Consider the following 20524-nt stretch of genomic DNA (forward strand, 5'->3'; position numbering starts at 1 on the left):
CCATACTTAATTCAAATGAAAGACAAAAAGCGTACTGGCCAAAACCAAACAACCCACGAGCACCATCTCTTGTATGCTCCTTTTTTTGATGGCTTCGAAATAATTGGCCAAAAATAGGGCGGCAGGAAAAAAAGTAGCCAAAACGGGAGAGGCATCGGCCGGGGTAAACAAAATTATACCGGTTCCCAGTAAGAAAATGAAAAATACGATACGCAACAATAGCAGTTTACCGCCACTCACATTACGCAAGCGAATAAATACCGCTATGGCCACCAAAATGGTTAAAATAAGATAAATGAAGGTCTTGATATTAAGTACCTGAAAAAACGATTTTGTGGTAAAAAGGCCCAGGGAAAATTGATAGTGTTCCCTAAAAAAGTCCAGAGAGCCCTTTAGTGTCAATACCGTATAGCTTAAAATTAAGATTGTTGCCATTCCTAAAACGGGAACAAGCCAATTTTTAAATGTTTTACGGTCATAGACCCCGATCACATAAAAAACGAGGAGCATAAAGGCAAGCGCCCAATCATAGAACAGACTGGCAATAGAAATCAATAGGGAGGCATCAAAGATTTTGTGCTTTACCCTTCTTGTAGATTTGATGGACAAGACCCTCCAAAAGGCCAAAAGCAGAAAAAAGTTGGAGAAAATCACATTTTGCAGCACCAGTTCATCCGCAAATGAAATCAATAATAGCAGAAAAAAGAGCATTGCATAAGAATTGGCCTCCGTTGCTTTTTCGGTTCTTACAATTTGGTTGACCATGAAAATAGAAAGCAGCAGTACAGCGAACAACAACATTTCCAAGGGAATAACCTCATTGATGCGTTGTTCTCCCAACCCGAAAAATACATTGGTAAAATAAAATAGAAACAATAGGCCGCCAAGAACAATGTAGTTTATGGGTTTAGTTTTTCCGAAAAAGCTTGAAATCATCCTATCTTTTGCTACTTTTGTAAAGTAAATATAGCCAACATGAGCAAGTTTTTTTACGGTATAGAGGACTTATTTGTAAACTACCTTTTCGCGCCATTGGACTTTTTGCGCTTTACGCACAGCTGGTGGGGTGCCAACACCATTAACTGGATCTTTATGGCCATTGGCTTTGTAGCCTTGGTTTATTGGATGGGCCAATTGAAGATTTTTAATGAAAATGGTGAGGAAGATAAGAGCATCAGCTCTCATTCTTACCTATAGGTCAAATCCTAAATCTTTTCTGAAATACATTCCATCAAAATGGAGTTTTTCCATGCTTTGATAGGATGTTTTTAGTGCTTCCTTATAGTCTTTTCCAAAGGAAGTAATGGCTATTACACGCCCTCCATTGGTCACTACTTTTCCATCGGATACTTTTGTCCCTGCATGAAAAACGATGGAATCTTGAATACTTTCAGCTCCAGTGATCTCCTTTCCTTTTTCATAAGCTTCTGGATAACCACCAGACACTGCCATTACCGTTGTTGCAGCTCTATCATCTATTTCAAGGTCCACTTGGTCCAAAGTGCCATTGGCCATTGCAAGTAGCACCTCAACCAAATCACTTTTTAGCCTTGGGATCACTACTTCGGTCTCCGGATCTCCCATTCGAACGTTGTATTCAATTACCCTGGGCTCTTCACCAACTTTTATCAAGCCAATAAAAATAAAACCAATATAGGGCAAATTGTCCTTTTTAAGGCCTTCTACGGTCGGCTTCACAATTTGACGCTCTATCTTGTCCATAAATGCCTTATCGGCAAAAGGAACAGGGGAAATGGCCCCCATGCCGCCTGTGTTGAGTCCAGTGTCGCCCTCTCCAATTCTTTTATAGTCTTTGGCGGTTGGCAATATCCTATAATTTGTCCCATCGGTCAGGACAAAACAGCTCAGTTCAATCCCATCCAAGAACTCTTCGATTACCACCGTAGCACTTGCATTTCCAAATTTGGAGTCGAGCAGCATTGATTTCAATTCATCCTTTGCCTCTTGTAAATCCTGAAGTATCAATACGCCTTTCCCAGCTGCAAGTCCATCGGCCTTGAGGACATATGGAGGGTTGAGCGTTTCCAAGAAAGCGAATCCATTTTCCAAGGTTTCACCTGTAAAGCTTTGGTAGGCTGCAGTTGGAATATTATGGCGCATCATGAACTCTTTAGCGAACTCCTTGCTGCCCTCGAGTTCGGCCGCTGCCTTTTCCGGACCTATTACCGAAATGGATTTTAACTCATCATCATTCAAGAAAAAATCGTGTACACCATTTACCAAAGGGTCCTCTGGTCCTACCACCACTAAATCAATGTTCTCTTTTAACACCAATTGTTTAATGGCTTCAAAATCGTTTACTCCCACGTCAATGTTTGTGGCGATTTGAGAAGTTCCCGCATTACCGGGTGCAACAAACAGTTTGGATACTTTGGAGCTTTGTGAAATTTTCAGGGAAATGGCGTGTTCACGACCGCCAGAACCCAAGACCAGGATGTTCATGATTCAATGTTTTGGCAAAAATACGTTTTGATGGGAACTTTTATCTAGTTATTGGGCGAGAAATCTCGGTGTGCTTCCCATAACTGATCGTGTGAAAGTGATTTGAAATACTCGAACACCTTTTTCAGACCTTCGGAGCGATGAACCTTGGGTTCCCAATCGAGAATTTCCTTAGCTCTAGAAATATCGGGCTGACGTTGCATAGGATCGTCTTGGGGAAGTGGTTTGAATACTATTTTTTGGTCTGTTCCAGTTAGTTTGATGATCTCCTCTGCAAACTCCAGAATGGTAGTTTCATCAGGGTTCCCAATGTTGACAGGCTCCACATAATTACTCATCAACAGACGATAAATGCCCTCGATTTGGTCATCGATATAGGTAAAGGAGCGAGATTGTGAACCATCTCCAAAAACGGTCAAATCCTCACCTCGGAGCGCCTGACCCATGAAAGCAGGAACTACACGACCATCGTTCAGCCGCATTCGAGAACCATAGGTATTAAATATTCGAACGATTCGCGTGTCCAATCCATGGTGCCGGTGGTAGGCCATGGTGATAGACTCCATAAAGCGCTTGGCTTCATCGTAGACTCCTCTTGGACCGATTGGACTTACATTCCCGAAATAATCTTCGTTTTGCGGGTGTACCAAGGGGTCTCCATATACTTCTGAAGTTGATGCCACCAGAATTCGTGCTCCGTGATCTCTGGCCAACCCCAATAAGTTGAGTGTGCCCAAAGAGCCTACCTTAAGGGTCTCAATTGGGATTTTTAAATAATCTATTGGGCTTGCAGGGGATGCAAAATGAAGTATATAATCCATTTGCCCGGGAACATGGACAAACTTGGTTACATCGTGGTGGAAAAACTCGAACCGCTTTAGGTGGAATAGGTGCTCAATGTTTTTGATATCCCCAGTAATCAGGTTGTCCATCCCGATAACATGATGTCCTTCGGCAATAAAACGATCACAAAGGTGAGATCCTAAAAATCCGGCTGCTCCGGTTATTAGTGTTTTTTTCATATGGTTTAATACGCTTTGGCCTCTCCTTTAAATGCATTTAGCACGGTTTGGACTATTATTTTTAAATCGAGGAACATGGACCAGTTTTCAATGTAGAAAATATCAAATTTTGTTCTATTTAATATGTCGGCTTCTTGTTCGATTTCTCCTCGATAACCCCGTACTTGTGCCAAACCTGTAATTCCAGGTTTTACAAAATGACGAACCATATACTTATCTACACTTGTTGAGTACTCATTAGTATGCTTTACCATGTGGGGTCTTGGCCCAACCACTGACATGGTGCCAAATAGTACATTGTAGAATTGGGGCAGCTCATCTATACTGGTTTTTCTAATGAATTTTCCAATTTTGGTAATTCTCATATCATTTTTTGTAGCCTGTACCTGATCGGCATTTTTGTTAGGTGCCATAGACCGGAACTTGTAACAATAAAACTCCCGGTTATCGATTCCATTTCTTGTTTGCCTAAAAAACACAGGCCCTCGTGATTCCAAGGTAATCAATAAAGCCAAAATTGGTGTTAGCCAAGACAATATCCCAATAATGACCACTAAAGAAAAGACGACATCAAAACTTCTTTTTATAAAAGCGTTTATTGGGCTATCCAAAGGAATATCCCGTAATGACAGTACCGGGATATAATCGTAATACTCAAATTTTAACTTTTTAGAGAAAATATTTTTGTTGTCCGGTATAAACTTGAGTGTTTTTAGGTTGTTATCGGCAAAATTGATGAACTCAACTGTTTCCGAGTTCTTCAATTCAGAAACAGAGCAATAAATTTCATCAATATTGTTGTTTCGGATATATGCAAAGCACTCCTCTATATCAAAGTGTTCTTTTTTGAGGCAAAATTGTTTTTTGAACTCGTAACCAAATTCATCGCGATTCTTAAAAACATTGATTAACTGGTCTGTTTTTTTATTCTTTCCGATAACTACCACCCTTCTAATATTGCCCTTAAACTTCTCCCTATATTCCATTAACAAAACATAGGTGATGAGCTTAACAATTGCAATTGTTGCCAAACAGACGAAAAAGTATTGAGCTAATGCAAAGCGACTCATTAGTGGTTGTTTAAAAAAGCCTATGAAGGCATATAACATCAAAAAGAAAAATATAAACTGAGCAAATATTTTTCTTAAAATAAATGGAACCTTAGTAAACCTGTGGATTTTATAAAAATCATTCTTTAAGGATAGGATGACCCAACCAAATGTTATATAAGCATGAAAAAGAAGTGGGTCGTTGATATTTATAGGCAAAAAATAGACGAAAAGATTTATCACCAATAAATCTACTATCAACGACATAGGCCTTATCAAATCAGAGTATTTGGTGAACCTAAAAAACATAAAAACAAATGGTTAAAAGAAAGTAGCTGGTTAAAATTTAATTTATTTGACCTAACATGAGACATCTATAACTTTATGCACTGTTTTGCATAATGTAAACATCCTAAGACTTTTTGATATAACTAATGTTATTGGGTTTAAAATTACCACATAAGAATAAAGACGCAAATATCGCAAAGTATTCAATACCTTTAATTCTTACCATCATGGATTCCGTTAAATTAGCCGTTATGAATATCAAAAACAGATAAGTAAATAAATAGTCTTTCTTGTAAATACTTAACAGTAATAAAAAAACCAGAGAACAAACATAAACAAATCCTCCCACCGCTCCATTTCTACTTAAATATTCAAGAAGTTGGTTGTGTGCGTTCAAGTCTTCCCTTGCGGCAATATCAAAGCCGTATTCTACATATTTTTCGTGCCTAATTGATTCTATTCGAGAAAATCCAATTCCCAAAAAGGGATTTTCTTTAAAAATTTCATAGGAGGCGTCCCATCTTTGAAATCTTTTGTCGTTTAAAGCTGATTCAACAGTAAACAGTCTATCTTTTACGTATTTGCTTCCCAATTTTTTAAAAACCAAAATGCCGAAAACAATACCTAAAGAAAGAATAGCAAGTAGCGCCCATTGCTTCTTTGTTTTGTTAACCACCAACAGTATTAAAAATAATATGGCTAGAAAAAGAGCTATTCTACTTGCCAATTGAAAAAGTCCAAACAAAAAGAACAATATCAAGGGAACCTTAATTGCATGGCTCATTTTTTTGCTTTTGAACATAAATACAATTGAGATTACAACAAAAACCCCCAGGTATGTCGGGTGCGTATCTGCAATCTCTGTAAACTGATGCCCCAGATGTCTCCATCTAAAAAAATATGAAATGGGTTCGTTACGAGATACCATTTCATATATAAGGTTTCCATAACATATTATTAATGTGACTGCCGAACCAATTACAAGAGAAAGAAAAATATTTTCCCTTCTTTTTCCATATTCGTCTTTCTCTGCCAACATAATCAAAGGAACTAATAAAAAAGCCCAATATTTTTCTAAAAGTTTGATGCCGTTTGAAAATGTTGCGCCATAAAATGAACCTATAACGGCAAGTATAAAAAACCCGAAAATAGGCCAGCCATCTTTAAAATCTTCAACCTTAATTTTTTTAAAATTAAAAAGCAATGTCAAAACACCCAAAAGTATAAAGACCCCCAATAAATAATTATTGAGCCTCATATACATAGGCAATGTAAACACAACCATGTATAGCAACCAAAATCTTTGTTCCAAGATGAATTTCAACTTCATTGATTTGTTTTATTTCTGTTCGGAAGATTCTATAGATTAGAGCAGTAATCTATTGGTTCCGATATTTCAATATTTTGGCCGGGACTCCTCCCACCACCGCAAAATCCGGTATATCCTTTGTGACCACGGCACCTGCAGCAATCACAACATGGTTCCCAATGTTGCACCCTGCAGTTATAATTACATTTGCCCCCAACCAAACATCATTTCCAATAATCGTTTTAAGATATTCTTTCCCTTGGTCTTTAATTGGTATATGCAGACTGGAAAATATATGGTTTCGGGAATAAATCTTAACATCAGGTCCCATGATCACATAATCTCCAATTTCAACATTTGATTGCACCATACAACGTGTACCCAATTCCGAATGGTTTCCTACTAAGGATTTTAAAGAAATTTCAGCCCCTTTTTTTACTCTTAAATTGCTTCCGCAGGAAATTAAATATTTGCTGACCAAAAAACTTCTTAATTGAGGAAAAAACAAACTATAAGGCCTATAATCCTCTGGTGTATTCTTGATAAAAAGGAGATAGATTAAAAAAAATAATCTTTTCATATCATTAAAACGGTTGTCCTAGTACTTGATTCTTATTTTAAACAGTGAAATATTGCAAGCGATACTAGCAAGTATAATCATAATAATATAACCAAAGCTATTGGTTAGCATAGGCACAAAAAAGCTTAGGGATAAAAGGTATATTAAAATAAAGTTTTTAATAAAACTGGAATGACTGTTCCCAACAATTGTCTTTGACTCCAATAGCTTATAAAACAAGTACATAATTAATAAAACACCTATTCCTATTTCCGTAATAAAAGTACTTAAAAAAGCATCATAAATTGGCCCTCTTGAATTTGTAGCCTCCCATCCCAACATACCTTGACCTACATTATACTCTTCATAAATGTGTGGCATCATAAGACTAACCCTTGAGCCAAAGGTGCCAGCACCTGTGCCAAAAGGAAAATAATCTTTATATACCTCTACCGATTTAGCCATAATTTGCCAACGAATGTATCCTGAGTCAAATCCCTTACGGTTGGCTGATTCAAAAAATGTGAGATAGTAATATAGTAGTCCTGCAAAAACTGCTACAGATAAAATAAGCCTTTTAAGCCATTTTCTTAGTTTACTTTTGGAGGGATAAGGAAACAGTAGGATAAACATAAAAATAAATAAGGTTTCCTTTCTAGAGAAGCTTAATACACCCAACACAATTGCAAGAAACAAATAAGAAATACTTTTTCTGGTTATTTGATTTCCCATGGCATAATAATAGTAGTGCCAAACAAAAACATATAGGCTAATAAATATTGCCAAACTAGGACCCGACCCAAAAAATGATATTAAATAGAATCCATTGATACCCCTGTTTACACTATGAACACCGATAAAGTTCCTAAATGATTGGTAATCTATTACTTCAATAACAGCAATGATGGCGACCACAACAACAATGAAATCCATTATCCTTTTCATGGATCTCATCATTTCACATTTCTCTTGGTCGCTAAAAGACTGAAAATAAAAGAAATAAAAAAAGAACTGGCTATAAATTAAAATTTGAAAAAGACTTAACGGCATTATATTTCTATAAACACCCAAAAGCAGTGTATAAACCAGAAAGCTTAAATAAATAAGAAAGGAATTGTTGAACTTTCTTTTAATTAAGATTCTAAAAATGAACAAGGATAAAACAAGTAGGCTCAAGAGCTCATTGAATACATTGATTTGAAAGCCTGCTTTATAAACAAGTTTTACTATGAATGGCTGTAAAATCAACAATATAAAAATGAACTTCCTCATATGTTCAAATTACATTTTGCAACATTCTCAAAATACCCTTCGATATAGTATGGATCCGCTTCTGTTTCTTGAAAATTTAAATGTTTTTCCGATAGTGAATCACCTTCCTCAATAATGGTTGCTCCTAGTTTTAAAACATTAAAATATCTTTTGGAAAGATTATCGGCATTATAAAAAATAGGCTTTGCCCCCATTGACACTCCTTCCACAGCCGTTGTGGAAAAAATGGTAAGGTTATAATCCGCAATCTTAAGGATATCATATATAGGATATTGTGAAACCAAATAGTTTTTGTTCAACAAGTAATCGGAATATGAAATACTCCTATCTTTAGGACATAGAACAAACAATACATCCGGGTGCATTTTGGCATAATCCAAAGTAGCGCCTATAATTTCTTCTTCCTTAATTGCCTGTAATGTTACACAGAAAACCTGTCGATACTTGTTTTTGATATTTTTAAGTTCATTGGGCAATGGCCTGGATTTAAGATATTCTAACTGCAAGCCTCCGATTGGCAATATTTGATTTTCTTTGAAAATAAAGTTTTTGTTATTTTTTATTTCAAAGTCACCAAAAGAAAATAAATGGTCTGGATATGATTCTTCAAAGCGTTTTTTTACATGATAAAATGGGTGAGCTTCTCCAATATAACCATGCTGCGCCTCAAAAACCGGAATGTTCTTACTTTTCGCTGCCATAACCATACTAACCTTCGAAAAACTACTGAGTACAAAAACCGCCCTAGGCTTTATAAGTTTAAAAAGAAACCTATAAAAATAATATTCTCCCAATTGTCTCTTTAGCTCCTTCTGAAAATTAATTTGAATGTGATTTCTTTCCTGAATCTCTTTTAAAATCTCAAAATTCTCAATATTGGGAAATACTAAAAGTGATCTTACAAAAGATGCCAATTTAAACGGAAGGTCAGACATGATGTTTTTGGAAAACACCTTATCCCTTTTATAATGTGATTCAGAAGCAAATTCTACAAATAAACTTTTGTCTGGGCACAATTTGTCGCCCCAAGCATCAAAATAGATATCATAGTATTTGTTATTTATCGAGATTCGTTTATTGGTATTTTCAAAAAACAAGAATTCAAATTTCCTTAAAACGAAAATGTTCTTAATTCCATAAAAAAAACTTTTGATAAGTCTTGCCTTGTTTCTGGTTCGGGTTTTGGAACTATAGCCCAACCTTTTTTTTAAATCATGAAAATATATTTTGCCACGTAAAAGAGGCCAAACCCGCAATCCACTTGAAAGGCGAATGGAACCAACATCATTATCATCCTCTATTACTTCCAAAATGTTCTTTTCCATTATGATTATTTTTTGATGATGGCCTTTATTTGAGAAGCATTTTTATAAATAATCGGTATAAAAATCAAAGCTAAGGTCAAAACTTTAATCAAAATCCTTTGCACCAGTGATATTTCCTGCAGATAGTCTTGTATTAGAAACGGCAAACAAGATAACAAAAAGCACGCTCCAAAAATTACAGTTAAATGTAATCTATGATATGGAATGGGATAAATTCTTTGACATATGATATAGGTCAACAATGTAAATACAATCTTTGTTGTTAAGCTAGCCAGGGCAGCGCCAAATATGCCATATGCCGGGATCATAAAATAATTTAAAGTTAAATTAGTGATTGCCCCGGTCACTGTTAAGAACGGTAAGTATTTTGTTTTCTCTAAAAAAAATACATTGCTATAGGTAAAATAGAACCCATTTATAACAAAAGCAGTCGCAATAAATGGAACTACTTTCCAAGATTCGTAGTAGCTCGGTTTGCCTATAATAACCAGCACTTCTGGTGACAGTAAACTTGCAGCAACAGCTACACATGCATACAAAAGAATTATTTTATCAGTAATATTAACAATAGTGCCCTTTGCTTCGGGCTGGGTCTTTACTTGCTCAAAAAACCAAGGGCTGTATGCAGAGTTTACTCCCAAAGAAATTAAGTTGACCACCTTGCCTATTTGTGCCCCAACATCGAATAATGCAACCACCGAAAGCGAGTTTAGATTATTAAGCATTAGCTTATCTACCATGTTCATTGCCCAACCAGATAAGTTGTGGGGCAAAATCGGCAAAGAGTATTTTAGAGAGGTTTTTAGTAATGTGATGTCGAAACAAAGTGTAATCTCTTTTCGTATTCCAATTACACTTACTATAAAAACAAGAAAACTTGCAATTGAGTTGCCCAATAATGCCCCTTCGGCCTTGAAGTTAAATACAACTATCAAGATAATGGTAATAGAGGCCATGGCCCCAAAGAATAGGAAATCCAGTAGGGATGCTTTTTTTGCTTGGTGCTTGGCTTTAAGTATAGATTGATAAAATAAATAAACCGGTTGGAGCAAAACACTAGCTAGAGAAAGTAGGATGTAGGGTTTAAACGGAATGTTTTTGAACAACACATCCAAAATCCAATTCTTACCAATTAGTAATAATAAAATCCCAAAAATGGTAAAGAGCAAAATGAAACTAAAGTTCGTGCCGAAAAACTTTTTGACATAATCAATGTCTTGATCTTTGAACTTATAATAATAATAAGCGGTTGACCCTCTTAGTGATAAGCCGAACAAAATCACTAAAAATGAAATCACAGCAGTGGACGTACTGATTATGCCAAGTTCTTCAGTATCCAACAGGGAGGCATAAATCGGTAAAAGGAAAAAACCAAGCCCTTTTTGTAATAATCCGAAAAGCCCATAAACTAGGGCGTTACCCGCTAGTTTTTTTGTGTTCGACTGCATTAAATTAGCTTGTTATAGCGTTTTAAATCCTTGACTGATTATTTCGCAGGATAGGAATGGAAAACTTTAATACTTCCCTTTAGGATTTCGACTATTATTAAACCTCGAGTTTAACCCTAACTGCATAGTTTGAGTTATCTATCAATGCATTGAACTTCTCAAAGCTAGTTGCTTCACCACCTGGCAGCTTAATAACCATATTCCTGTCTGAGGGTTTAATCAAAACCATTGCATCCAAAACATCTTTTAAAGTAACTTCCGTGAAGTTGGTTTTATCCATTTCCTTCAATACTTTCATACATCTATCATAATCCTCTTGAAAATCAACAGATAGGTTGTAATAACTTAAATCTGGATTTGGATGAACCAGATCAATACAACCCTTTTTGGAGTCTTTGTCATTTAATGCAATCCACGCAAGATATTCTGAAGTCAAAGGGTTTTCCATTTTTAAATACAACTTCCACAAATAAGAGATTGAATATAGTTCAACTCCCACACCTATTGGAACGTTATTCACTTTTATATAATCTAGGTTTTCCTTTTTCATTAATTCGATCATTGATTCAAGAATCGTTGGATCAGATAAAGGATTATCACCGGTTACTCGGCATATTGTTCCTAACTTGTTTTCCAAAGCAAATGAAAGCATACGGTCTATAACAGAGACAGGGTGACCGGTAAATACATCTAAACCATTTTGTTTGCAAAAATCGACCAATGGGTCATCTTCAGGTAGAAACGATGTGATTATAGAGGTCTTTTTAACACCCTTTGCAGTGGCAATTCGATGATAAAGGTCACTTATCAAAGTACCGTTATGGAATGGCTTCAGTACCTTTTTTTTCAACCTTTTTGACTTTAAGCGTGCTATAATTCCAACCCCTACATTTTGCCTGTCAAAGGAATTGAAAACCTCTGTTAGATAATCATTCCCATAATCAGCTCTCTTAAGTTCTTTATTTAAATCACCATCCAATACTTTTTTAAATAGCACCCCTCTAAAAGCAGATTCGGAAGGTGTAGGGTGTTTTACTTTATTTCCAAGGGCCGTTTGGTAGTGAAGCACCTTTTGCACCATCGAAGCAAATTCGTGTGGGTAGAGCGATACCTGCCAATCATAATGCCGGTCATTTCGGCTAATTGTAATGTGTTTTTCTAAAAACGCTGAACCTTTTGCCAGAGCCATTAAAGGTATTTCCACGGTATCCAGCGAATGATCGGCAAGACCAATTTCACACCCAAATTCTTCCGAAATATAGTCCAGTGCATTCAGGTTTAAATCTTCTACCTCTGTAGGGTAATTACTAAAACCATGAATAATGGCTTCTGTTTGATCTCCTAGGTAACTCAATGCCAATTTTATGTCCTGATAGGTAGCACATTGGGTTTCCAACAAAACTTTTATATCCTCTTTTTGAATATGTTTTAGAAAAGGAACATTAACTATATCTGTAGCATGAATCTTGAACAGATCAAGGTTATGGTCCAAACAAAAGTGAAATGATTTAATATCCAAGGCACATGGAATCATTTCAATATCTATTTCCCGGCAATAGGCTATTAGTTCTGCCCACTGACTTTGTTGAATGGCTATAGAAGCCACAATATCAAATCGTTCATAATCCGATGCGCAAAATGATTCCGGATCAAATATTTGAAATGTAAAATAATCTGCACCTGCACCTTTTGATGCCTTGGCAAGTTTCTTTAAATAGTCAATGTCTCCATTATGATTGGATGCACTCTCTGCAATTATTTTCATAAGGTTTTTAAAGGTGTTTGATAAATTCTTGTGCTTGTTTATAATCTACAGGTTTACCAATATCGACCCAGAAACCAAGGATTGGTCTATAGATAAGTTTCATTTCTTCGGTAACCATTTCTTCCATTAAATCAGTGATGTCAAAAAATGAATTTTTTGGAATCCTATTTATCAGTTCTTTCTTTAAAATGTAAATCCCTGCATTGGAGTGATATACAAAAGTTGGCTTTTCTTTAAAACCTACTACTTGGCTTTCATTGGTATCAAATACAGCGTATGGTACATCAACCTTATATTCTGTAGACGAAACGATCATATCTGCCTTTTCCTTGAGCAAACTCAAATATAGGTCTTCAAAATCTACATTGGTAAACAAGTCACTGTTCATAAGTAGAATATGCTCCGTTTCAAATTTTGGGACAAGGGACAATGCGCCTGCAGTGCCTAAGGGCTTATCTTCCCATACATACTCAATACTTATTCCCTTACTACTTCCATCTCCAAAATATTCCTGTATTTGGTCACCCAAATATTTTACTGAAATATAGATTTTCCTAATCCCAAATGAGATTAACCTATCAATATTATGTTCAATAATCGGCTTATCTCCCAATGGCAGCATTGGTTTGGGCTTTGTGTCTGTTAACGGGCTTAACCTTTTCCCTCTTCCTCCGGCCATCAACATGCATTCCATGGGTAAAATTGATTTGGTTTTGTCCAAATCAACAATCCTAATAAGCCCTTTATTGTTATCTAATATTGGAAGGATTTTAATGTTCCTCTTCCTATATTCATCTAAGTTTATAAAATCTTTGTTGTTGTATTCAAAGGCAAAATTTTTATTGCAAACCTCCCCAATTTTTCTAGCTAAATCTTGATCATAAACCAATGACCTTCTTATGTCCCCGTCTGTTACCGAACCAATTATGGAGTTATCATCATCCTTAACAAAAAGAATTAATCTACTTACATCTCTGATTTCGTTAAGTTTTTGTAGGGCGTCAACTATCGTTTTTTCCTTGTGAATAACAATACTGTCTAGTTTCATAAAGGTTAGTTTAACATGTCCCAACTTATTAAACCATCTTCTTCTATATCTTGATTCAATGTCCTTCCAACCACATATTTCATCTCATCTGGAGCTATTTTGGTACCCGGCCTCTTTGCAGTAAGGTCATCTTCGGTCAACCTGTGTCCTTTTTTTAAATCTCCATTTACAACAAGACTTCTTCTAAATTTTTTTCTTTTCTCCAGTTCTGCTTCCGATACTGTTCTTTCAAAGCTTCCCAATGAATTCACTATATTCTTGGATTCGGAACATATTGTTTTCATTTCTAAGGGGTCGGCTGATATTTCATGATCCCATCCCGGAAGGTCTTTATCTATAGTAAAATGCTTTTCTATTAAGCAACTACCAAGTGCTACAGATGCCAAAGGAATAGAAACTCCGATGGTATGGTCAGAAAAGCCTACAGGAAGACCAAATGCTTTTTGTAGCATTGAGATATTATTCAAGTGAATATCTTCGTATTTAGGAGGATATATGGAGATACAGTGCAAAAGAATAATCCTTTCGTTGCCGACTTTGAGACAAGCATCAACTGCGCGTTGAATTTCAGCCAAATCAGCCATACCTGTGGAAATGATCATTGGTTTTTGATAAGCAGCAACATCTTGAATAAAGTCCAGATAGTTGATATCCATTGAAGCTATCTTAAAAAACGGCACGTCAAGATCATTCAATAGTCTTGCCTCTGCTTTAGAAAATGGGGAAGAGGCAAATGTTATTTGATTATCATCACAAAAGTTTTTGAGCTCTTTATGTTGTTCATTGGTAAGGGCATATTTTTTTACCATTTCTTCCAATGACCCAAAATGCTTTTTCTTCGAATCATTGTAAACCTGATTTCGTTCATACTCCTCTTTAGCTATCAAGGATTTAGGGGTCCATGATTGAAATTTAACACAATCCGCACCTGCTTCTTTTGCAGAAATAATCATTTTTTTGGCAAGCTCCATATCCCCATTATGGTTTGCCCCTATTTCTGCAATGATGTAAGGCTCTGCATTGTTTTTAATTTTTTTTCTAGAATCAAGTTGTATTTCTTTCATTGGAAAAATTTATTTCTTCAAACCAAAATAGGTTTTCTATTTTATTTAATTGTAAAATATGGCTTTTTAATCCCTCGTTATCATCTAAAACCTCCCTTTTGAACCTTTCATGTTCCAATATATACTTTTGTACAAAAGGAAAGTTCAACTTTTTCGCAAAAGCATATACTTTTCCTTTAATTTCCCAAAGGTTTACAAGCCCTTCTTTTGTGTATTTTGTTTTAAGGCCAAGTGTATTGGCCAAGTGTTGTCTATAAAACGTAGTGGCATCAATAAATTGACATTCCACCTTTTTTCCGAGACCAAAAATCTGCAGGTAAAAAATCCAGTCGAATAAATTTAACTTCTTGTCCACTTGAATATCAAATGTCAGCAAATCTTTAGTAATGGCAGTATTACTTAATCCCAAAACATTTTGTCTCAATAAAAACTTTAAATCTATTTCAACTTCATGAAGTCTATTCCTCCATATTCTTTCCTTAATCAAACTTCCTTCCTCCGTAACTGCGGACAAATCGTTGACTACAATATTTGCACCCTCGTTAATTGCCTTGGCCGATAATTCTATTCGATTGTTGGAAAAATAGTCGTCTGTATCTGCAAAGACAATAATTTTATAACCGGCCAACTTTATGTATTCTATCAGTTCAACCCTAATTTCTGATGGAGTTTTATTCTCGACATCAATGACCTTGAAACTAATTTCATTAAAAGTCCGCAAATGTTTTTTCAATTCGATATGATTACAACCATCATTGAAAAGAATCAAATCAAAATTTTTCTCAGTCTGTTGACTAAGTGAACTTAAAAAAACATCAAAAAACCTAAGGTTATTTGGAAATATTACCGATGCTACTGCAATTTCAAAGTTACATTCATCAATCATATAGGCAAACCTTATGAAATTCTTTGAGCTGGATTTCCTGCCCAAACCTGAGAATTTGGCACATTTTTATTTACCACTGACCCTGCACCAATCACAGATTCTCTTCCCACCTGTACACCTTGAACCATAACAGAGTTGGCACCAATAAATGTACTGTTATCTACTTTTACGTCGCCAGACAAAACTGTTCCAGGAGCTATATGGCAATAGTCGCCGATACAACAATCATGCTCAATTATTGCACCTGAATTAATTATTGCGCCAACTCCAATATTACAATTGCAATTAATAATTGCATTGTTAAGAACAACTGTTCCATCTGCAACTGAGCTATTGTTAGAAACATATGCGGTTTTTGCAACAATTGCCGGTAGCTTTCCACTCTGGGATTTAATTAACCCAAAAAGCTTTATACGTATTTTTGGTGATTTTATCTGGCCTACGGTAACAACAAATGAATGCCCCATTGAAATATACCTGCTGATATCATCATCGTTGCCAATTATTGGGACATCTTGAACGAACTTCTCTTGTGTAGAGTCAAAACAAGGGTCCAATACCCCAACAATATTATATTCAGGCAGACCTTTGATTACTTCTATCACAGATTTACAGTGTCCACCTCCACCAACCAATATTAAATTTTTCATACTACACTACTTGGGATATTAACTACCCTGCTTTCCAACCATTCGGAATTCTCCAAATTTGTCTTTTGTGCGTTTTGGAACATTTTTACCCTGCTCATCAACTTCCAAATTGGCCTGGTCATAACACCTTGGTCATTTGTTTCTTGAAGAAATTTATTCCGCTCTTCCAACGAATTCAGTACAACTGCATTTAACCAATGATTTGGCACGGAGTCCTGAGATCCTTGTAAAAATTGTATGGATTTATTTTTAAAAAAAGATTTATACTCATCTGCCAACTGTTTTTTACTTTTTAAAAACTCAGGCAAAACTTCCATTTGTGCACAACCCAAGGCGGCATTGATGTTGGGCATCCTATAATTGTAGCCCACCATGTCGTGGTCATATTCCCATGGGTGACTAATTTTGGCAGTGGTTGTAATATGCTTTGCTTTTTTTGCCAAGATCTCATCATCGGTAACAATCATGCCCCCTCCGCCTGTTGTTATTATTTTATTGCCATTAAAGCTAAAGGCTCCCAAGCATCCAAACGTTCCTGTGTGCCTATCCTTGTAATAACTTCCAAGCGATTCTGCTGCATCTTCAACTAATGGTATATTATATTTTTCACATACTGCAACAAGTCCGTCAATATCTGCAGAAAACCCGAAAGTATGCATCGGAACCACAGCCTTTATTCGCCTATTTGTGCTTTTATTAAAGCATTCATTGTTTCGAACTTCTGCATTCCTACGCAAGAAACCTTCTAGTTTTTCCACAGAAAGCCCTAGAGACTTCTTGTCAACATCCACAAAAACTGGATGAGCACCTATATAGTTAATTGCATTGCAAGTAGCAATAAATGTAAGCGGCTGTGTTATGACCTCATCGCCTTTGGATACACCAGAAAGAATTAACGATATATGTAGTGCCGCCGTTCCATTAACAGTGGCAATTGCATATTTGGAACCGGTAAACTCAGCAACCTGTTTCTCAAATTTGTCTACGAAAGCACCAACACTAGAAACAAATGTGGAATCTATACACTCTGAAACATACTTTTTCTCATTACCAATAAATTTTGGGGCATGAAGCGGAATAAAGTCTTCTGTATTATGTAGCTTTTTAACAAATGCTATTACATCATCGTATTTTCCCATTACATTTTATTATCGAGATACTTTCCTGTTTCTAAATGATTAAAACCCGGAATCATTTCATTAAATAAATCAACTATTTCTTGCTTTTCCCATTTTTTCCGTGCCTTCAATTTTTGAATTTGCTCAGAGAAAAAATTGAGCTTTTCTTCATTGTAGTCAGGTTCATTTTTGATTATTCCCAAGTTTTCAAATTTTGCCAAATCTAAAATTTCTTGAGTAGTAAAAAACTCTTCAAAATCTTTTTCTCCGGTTGTATCGCTAGAAACAAATAAGCAGGGCCATTTTCCTTGCTCGGGGAGTTTTCCAACGAGCTCTCTTGCCTGATCTTCACTTTCACAGATAAAAGCCTCAAAACCTAGTTCTTTTAAATACCGTACAGCAATATCCGAAAAGGTAATTAAGTGCAGCTCTTCACTTAGTTTTGGAAAAAAGATGTCCCTGTTTTCACCAAAAATACAAGACATTAAACATAACTCCCCAGATTCTTTGGGAGTAACAAAATATCTCTTAACATCATTTGGCGCCACTATAGGCTGTTGTTTTTTTATACGTTGATCAAAGCCGTGGAGCAATGAACCATCGGAAAAGGCCACATTGGCAAATCTTGCTGTTGAGATTTCTATTTGTTTACTTCTGCGCATTAGGAACATTTCCATAATTCTTTTGGAAGCTCCCATCATATTAACAGGATTCGCTGCCTTGTCCGTAGAAACACAAAAATACTTTTTCGTATTCTTAGCGATGGCTTGTTTTAAAGTTTTTTCGGTATTGATAATATTCACATTGATCATCCTCATCAATGTAAATGGATCCTTTTCACTCCTAACATGCTTAAGAGCCGATAAATTTAAGACATAGTCGTACTTTCCGTCATTTTCGATAAATACATCATACTCTTCCGAAGAAATGTCCAGTGCAAAAGTTCTGAAATCACCATCAATATAACCATATGAACTTCGGATGTCTCTCACCAATTCCACCAAGTTGTTTTCACTAATATCAACAACATGTAGTTTCTTCGGTTTTCTTTTAAAAATTTCCTTGACCGTTGCCTGCCCTATAGATCCCGCTCCACCTATTACCAAAAAAGATGAAGAGGAAACAATTTGGCTTAATTCAATCTCATGCGTATTGATATCATTTGTAAACAGTTCCTTGCTTCTTCCTATTAAACCTAATGTTTCCATGTATTTATGCCTTTTAAGTATACAAACTTCTGAATTATCTCTTAATTAATCGATGTCTCTTTGTAATTCATTTTATTTTGGGAGGTCTTTTTATCTTTTGATAAGCTTAAACACTTTAACTCTAGAGAACAATAGGTTTACTCATTAATAATTACATTTGAAAAAAAGTCGACCTTGGAGAGCATAAAACCATCTTGCCAGAAAAAGTGTGATTATATTACATTATCCGTATGTAAAAACGTTTTGCTGCTTTTTTTTCTGGTCTTATTTCTTTCACCGATTAGTAGCTACGCTCAAAGGAAAATATCCTATGAGAGGGTCAATTTTAAAGAAATTGGATCTTCTCAACTGGAACTGTTGGTATTCTATCCCGAAAAACAATATTTGAAAAATGACACCCCCGCAATTGTCTTTTTTTTTGGCGGAGGATAGGTAAACGGTGGAAAAACACAGTTTATTAATCATGCGAAATACTTTTCGAGAAGAGGATTGGTAAGCTTTCTTGTTGACTATAGAACCGAATCCAAAAACAACACCACTCCTTTTGAGTCATTAAAAGATGCAAAGTCCGCGATTCGCTATATAAGGGAAAATGCTTCCTCTTTTAATATTGACAAAAATAAAATCATAGCTGCTGGTGGTTCTGCTGGCGGTCATTTAGCTGCAGCTACAGCATTAATAGATGGTTTTAATGAAGAAACTGACAATTTATCCATTAGTTGCGTGCCAAATGCCCTTGTGTTGTTCAATCCGGTCATAGATAATGGGCCAAATGGTTATGGCTTCGAAAGAATTGGCGATAAATTCAAAGATTTTTCGCCTATGCACAACATTAACAAAGGAGCTCCACCAACCATTATATTTTTGGGCACAAAGGACCATCACGTCCCTATAGAAACAGCTTATGAATATAAAACCAAAATGGAACAAGTAGGTAGTAGATGCGACTTAAAAATCTATGAAGGTGAAAAACATGGGTTCTGGAACCACAGAAACTTTGAAAATTACAAAAAAACAATTCTTGAAGCTGATTGTTTTTTACAAACACTTGATTATTTAAAGGAAGATCCTATTGTGCCCATTGAAAAAATGTGACGTTTACGTTTGGGACTGTAAAGTTCCTTTCAATACCCTCCAAAATTAAAAACACTTATATTTAACGACCATGATTCGAAAATCTTTAATCTTACTCTCCCCGTTTGTAATTATATTGGCCGGGTTTCTTTGTTGTGGCCAAACTAGTATGCATTCAATTGATTCTTCCAAGCCCAGAAATACCATTAAAAATCTAAAAATCTTTAGTGATGATTTTGAGGGTGCTTTAAAGGATTTTTGGATGACCAATGAATTTACAGATACAACCCGTTATGGTATCGTAAGAGATCCATTAGACCCGGAAAACAAAGTTTTGAAAATACAGCTCAAATTAACGGATAGGATTGCCAATGGATGGAGGTCGGAAATTAAAATTAAAACGGCATTGGATTCCATGGGGTATAAAAACAAACTTTCATTTAAGTTTTTGTTACCTGAATCTTTTTATGCCAAAGAAAAGAAAAGCGGAAGGATAGTAATCCAACAATGGCACAACCGTCCTTATCCTGGTCTGGATTGGAGATCCACCATTAAGGTGAGACCTCCACAGGCCCTATATTTTGAACATGACGAAAACGGTGATTGGCGCCTTATACTTCAAACAGGGTTGTTTGTTGGAAATATTGATGAGGTGCGTTTGGGGAAAATTGATAGTATCTCTCCAAACGTATGGCACAAGTTTGAGTTAGAATCGTTTTGGAGCCTCTATTCCGATGGTTATTTCACCGCTTCATTGGATGACAATTGTTTCATTTATGATAGTGCAGAAAGTTGCAAGCTCAATGGACGTAATATGTACCATACAAACCCGAGTTATATGAAAATGGGATTGTACAGGTCTGGATCACAAACAAATGATAGGGAAATCTTTTTTGATGACTTTGAGATGACTACTGGACGTATTCACTATTTTCCATTAGAGCACAGCGAAAACTAATTCGGCTATGCCATTTAC

Annotated in this window: 19 protein-coding genes; 3 read left to right on the top strand and 16 right to left on the bottom strand. The window is 35.9% G+C overall.

The genetic code is table 11. From position 1 onward, the window contains the following. Positions 1-6: 6 nt before the first annotated feature. A complete protein-coding gene (locus PY091_RS06455) occupies positions 7-936 on the bottom strand; it encodes a DUF6427 family protein (protein ID WP_275648888.1) in 930 nt (309 codons plus the stop codon). A gap of 39 nt (positions 937-975) precedes the next feature. Between PY091_RS06455 and PY091_RS06460 the strand changes: the two genes are divergently transcribed. Continuing rightward, positions 976-1197, top strand: coding sequence for a DUF6341 family protein (locus PY091_RS06460; protein WP_275648889.1), 222 nt, complete (start codon positions 976-978; stop codon positions 1195-1197). Here PY091_RS06460 and purD read toward each other — a convergent pair. The 15 genes from purD to PY091_RS06535 form a co-directional block, all read right to left on the bottom strand. Next, positions 1192-2463 carry a phosphoribosylamine--glycine ligase gene (gene purD / locus PY091_RS06465; protein ID WP_275648890.1) on the bottom strand — a complete coding sequence of 424 codons (1272 nt, stop codon included), beginning with the start codon at positions 2461-2463 and terminating at the stop codon, positions 1192-1194. The genes PY091_RS06460 and purD overlap by 6 nt on opposite strands. Before the next feature lie 44 nt (positions 2464-2507). Further along, on the bottom strand, positions 2508-3485 hold the full coding sequence (locus PY091_RS06470) for a UDP-glucuronic acid decarboxylase family protein (RefSeq protein ID WP_275648891.1): 978 nt from the start codon (positions 3483-3485) through the stop codon (positions 2508-2510). Positions 3486-3490: 5 nt separating this feature from the next. Continuing rightward, a complete protein-coding gene (locus tag PY091_RS06475) occupies positions 3491-4801 on the bottom strand; it encodes an undecaprenyl-phosphate glucose phosphotransferase (protein ID WP_313790381.1) in 1311 nt (436 codons plus the stop codon). A 145-nt stretch (positions 4802-4946) separates the two neighbouring features. Next, the gene (locus PY091_RS06480) at positions 4947-6152 is read right to left on the bottom strand and encodes an O-antigen ligase family protein (RefSeq protein ID WP_275648893.1); all 1206 of its coding nucleotides are present in this window, start codon (positions 6150-6152) and stop codon (positions 4947-4949) included. A gap of 49 nt (positions 6153-6201) precedes the next feature. Beyond that, complete coding sequence (locus PY091_RS06485) at positions 6202-6711, bottom strand: acyltransferase (RefSeq protein ID WP_275648894.1); 510 nt, start codon at positions 6709-6711, stop codon at positions 6202-6204. Positions 6712-6729: 18 nt separating this feature from the next. Continuing rightward, a complete protein-coding gene (locus PY091_RS06490) occupies positions 6730-7635 on the bottom strand; it encodes a hypothetical protein (protein WP_275648895.1) in 906 nt (301 codons plus the stop codon). A gap of 323 nt (positions 7636-7958) precedes the next feature. Next, positions 7959-9287, bottom strand: a complete 1329-nt coding sequence (locus tag PY091_RS06495; RefSeq protein WP_275648896.1) for a hypothetical protein — start codon at positions 9285-9287, stop codon at positions 7959-7961. A gap of 5 nt (positions 9288-9292) precedes the next feature. After that, positions 9293-10735: a lipopolysaccharide biosynthesis protein gene (locus PY091_RS06500; protein WP_275648897.1), complete on the bottom strand. Its 1443-nt coding sequence runs from the start codon at positions 10733-10735 to the stop codon at positions 9293-9295. Positions 10736-10832: 97 nt separating this feature from the next. After that, complete coding sequence (locus tag PY091_RS06505) at positions 10833-12500, bottom strand: N-acetylneuraminate synthase family protein (RefSeq protein WP_275648898.1); 1668 nt, start codon at positions 12498-12500, stop codon at positions 10833-10835. Positions 12501-12507: 7 nt separating this feature from the next. After that, entirely contained in the window at positions 12508-13548 is a 1041-nt protein-coding gene (locus PY091_RS06510; protein WP_275648899.1) for a nucleotidyltransferase family protein, read from the bottom strand. A 5-nt stretch (positions 13549-13553) separates the two neighbouring features. After that, complete coding sequence (locus PY091_RS06515; protein WP_275648900.1) at positions 13554-14612, bottom strand: N-acetylneuraminate synthase family protein; 1059 nt, start codon at positions 14610-14612, stop codon at positions 13554-13556. Continuing rightward, positions 14593-15498, bottom strand: a complete 906-nt coding sequence (locus PY091_RS06520) for a glycosyltransferase (RefSeq protein WP_335341891.1) — start codon at positions 15496-15498, stop codon at positions 14593-14595. The genes PY091_RS06515 and PY091_RS06520 overlap by 20 nt, the downstream gene beginning before the upstream one ends. 11 nt (positions 15499-15509) lie before the next feature. Next, a complete protein-coding gene (locus tag PY091_RS06525) occupies positions 15510-16148 on the bottom strand; it encodes a NeuD/PglB/VioB family sugar acetyltransferase (RefSeq protein WP_275648902.1) in 639 nt (212 codons plus the stop codon). Continuing rightward, positions 16145-17287, bottom strand: a complete 1143-nt coding sequence (locus PY091_RS06530) for a LegC family aminotransferase (RefSeq protein ID WP_275648903.1) — start codon at positions 17285-17287, stop codon at positions 16145-16147. Before PY091_RS06530 ends, PY091_RS06525 begins: the two co-directional genes overlap by 4 nt. Then, entirely contained in the window at positions 17287-18474 is a 1188-nt protein-coding gene (locus tag PY091_RS06535; protein ID WP_275648904.1) for a UDP-N-acetylglucosamine 4,6-dehydratase, read from the bottom strand. Before PY091_RS06535 ends, PY091_RS06530 begins: the two co-directional genes overlap by 1 nt. Positions 18475-18930: 456 nt before the next feature. Between PY091_RS06535 and PY091_RS06540 the strand changes: the two genes are divergently transcribed. Both PY091_RS06540 and PY091_RS06545 read left to right on the top strand, forming a co-directional pair. Next, positions 18931-19569 (top strand): alpha/beta hydrolase, encoded by a 639-nt coding sequence (locus PY091_RS06540; RefSeq protein ID WP_313790382.1) that lies wholly within the window; start codon positions 18931-18933, stop codon positions 19567-19569. A gap of 148 nt (positions 19570-19717) precedes the next feature. Beyond that, positions 19718-20506: a heparin lyase I family protein gene (locus PY091_RS06545; protein ID WP_275648906.1), complete on the top strand. Its 789-nt coding sequence runs from the start codon at positions 19718-19720 to the stop codon at positions 20504-20506. The last annotated feature ends 18 nt before the right edge of the window (positions 20507-20524 follow it).

It is taken from the genome of Flagellimonas okinawensis, assembly GCF_029194005.1.
Lineage (GTDB): Bacteria > Bacteroidota > Bacteroidia > Flavobacteriales > Flavobacteriaceae > Flagellimonas > Flagellimonas okinawensis.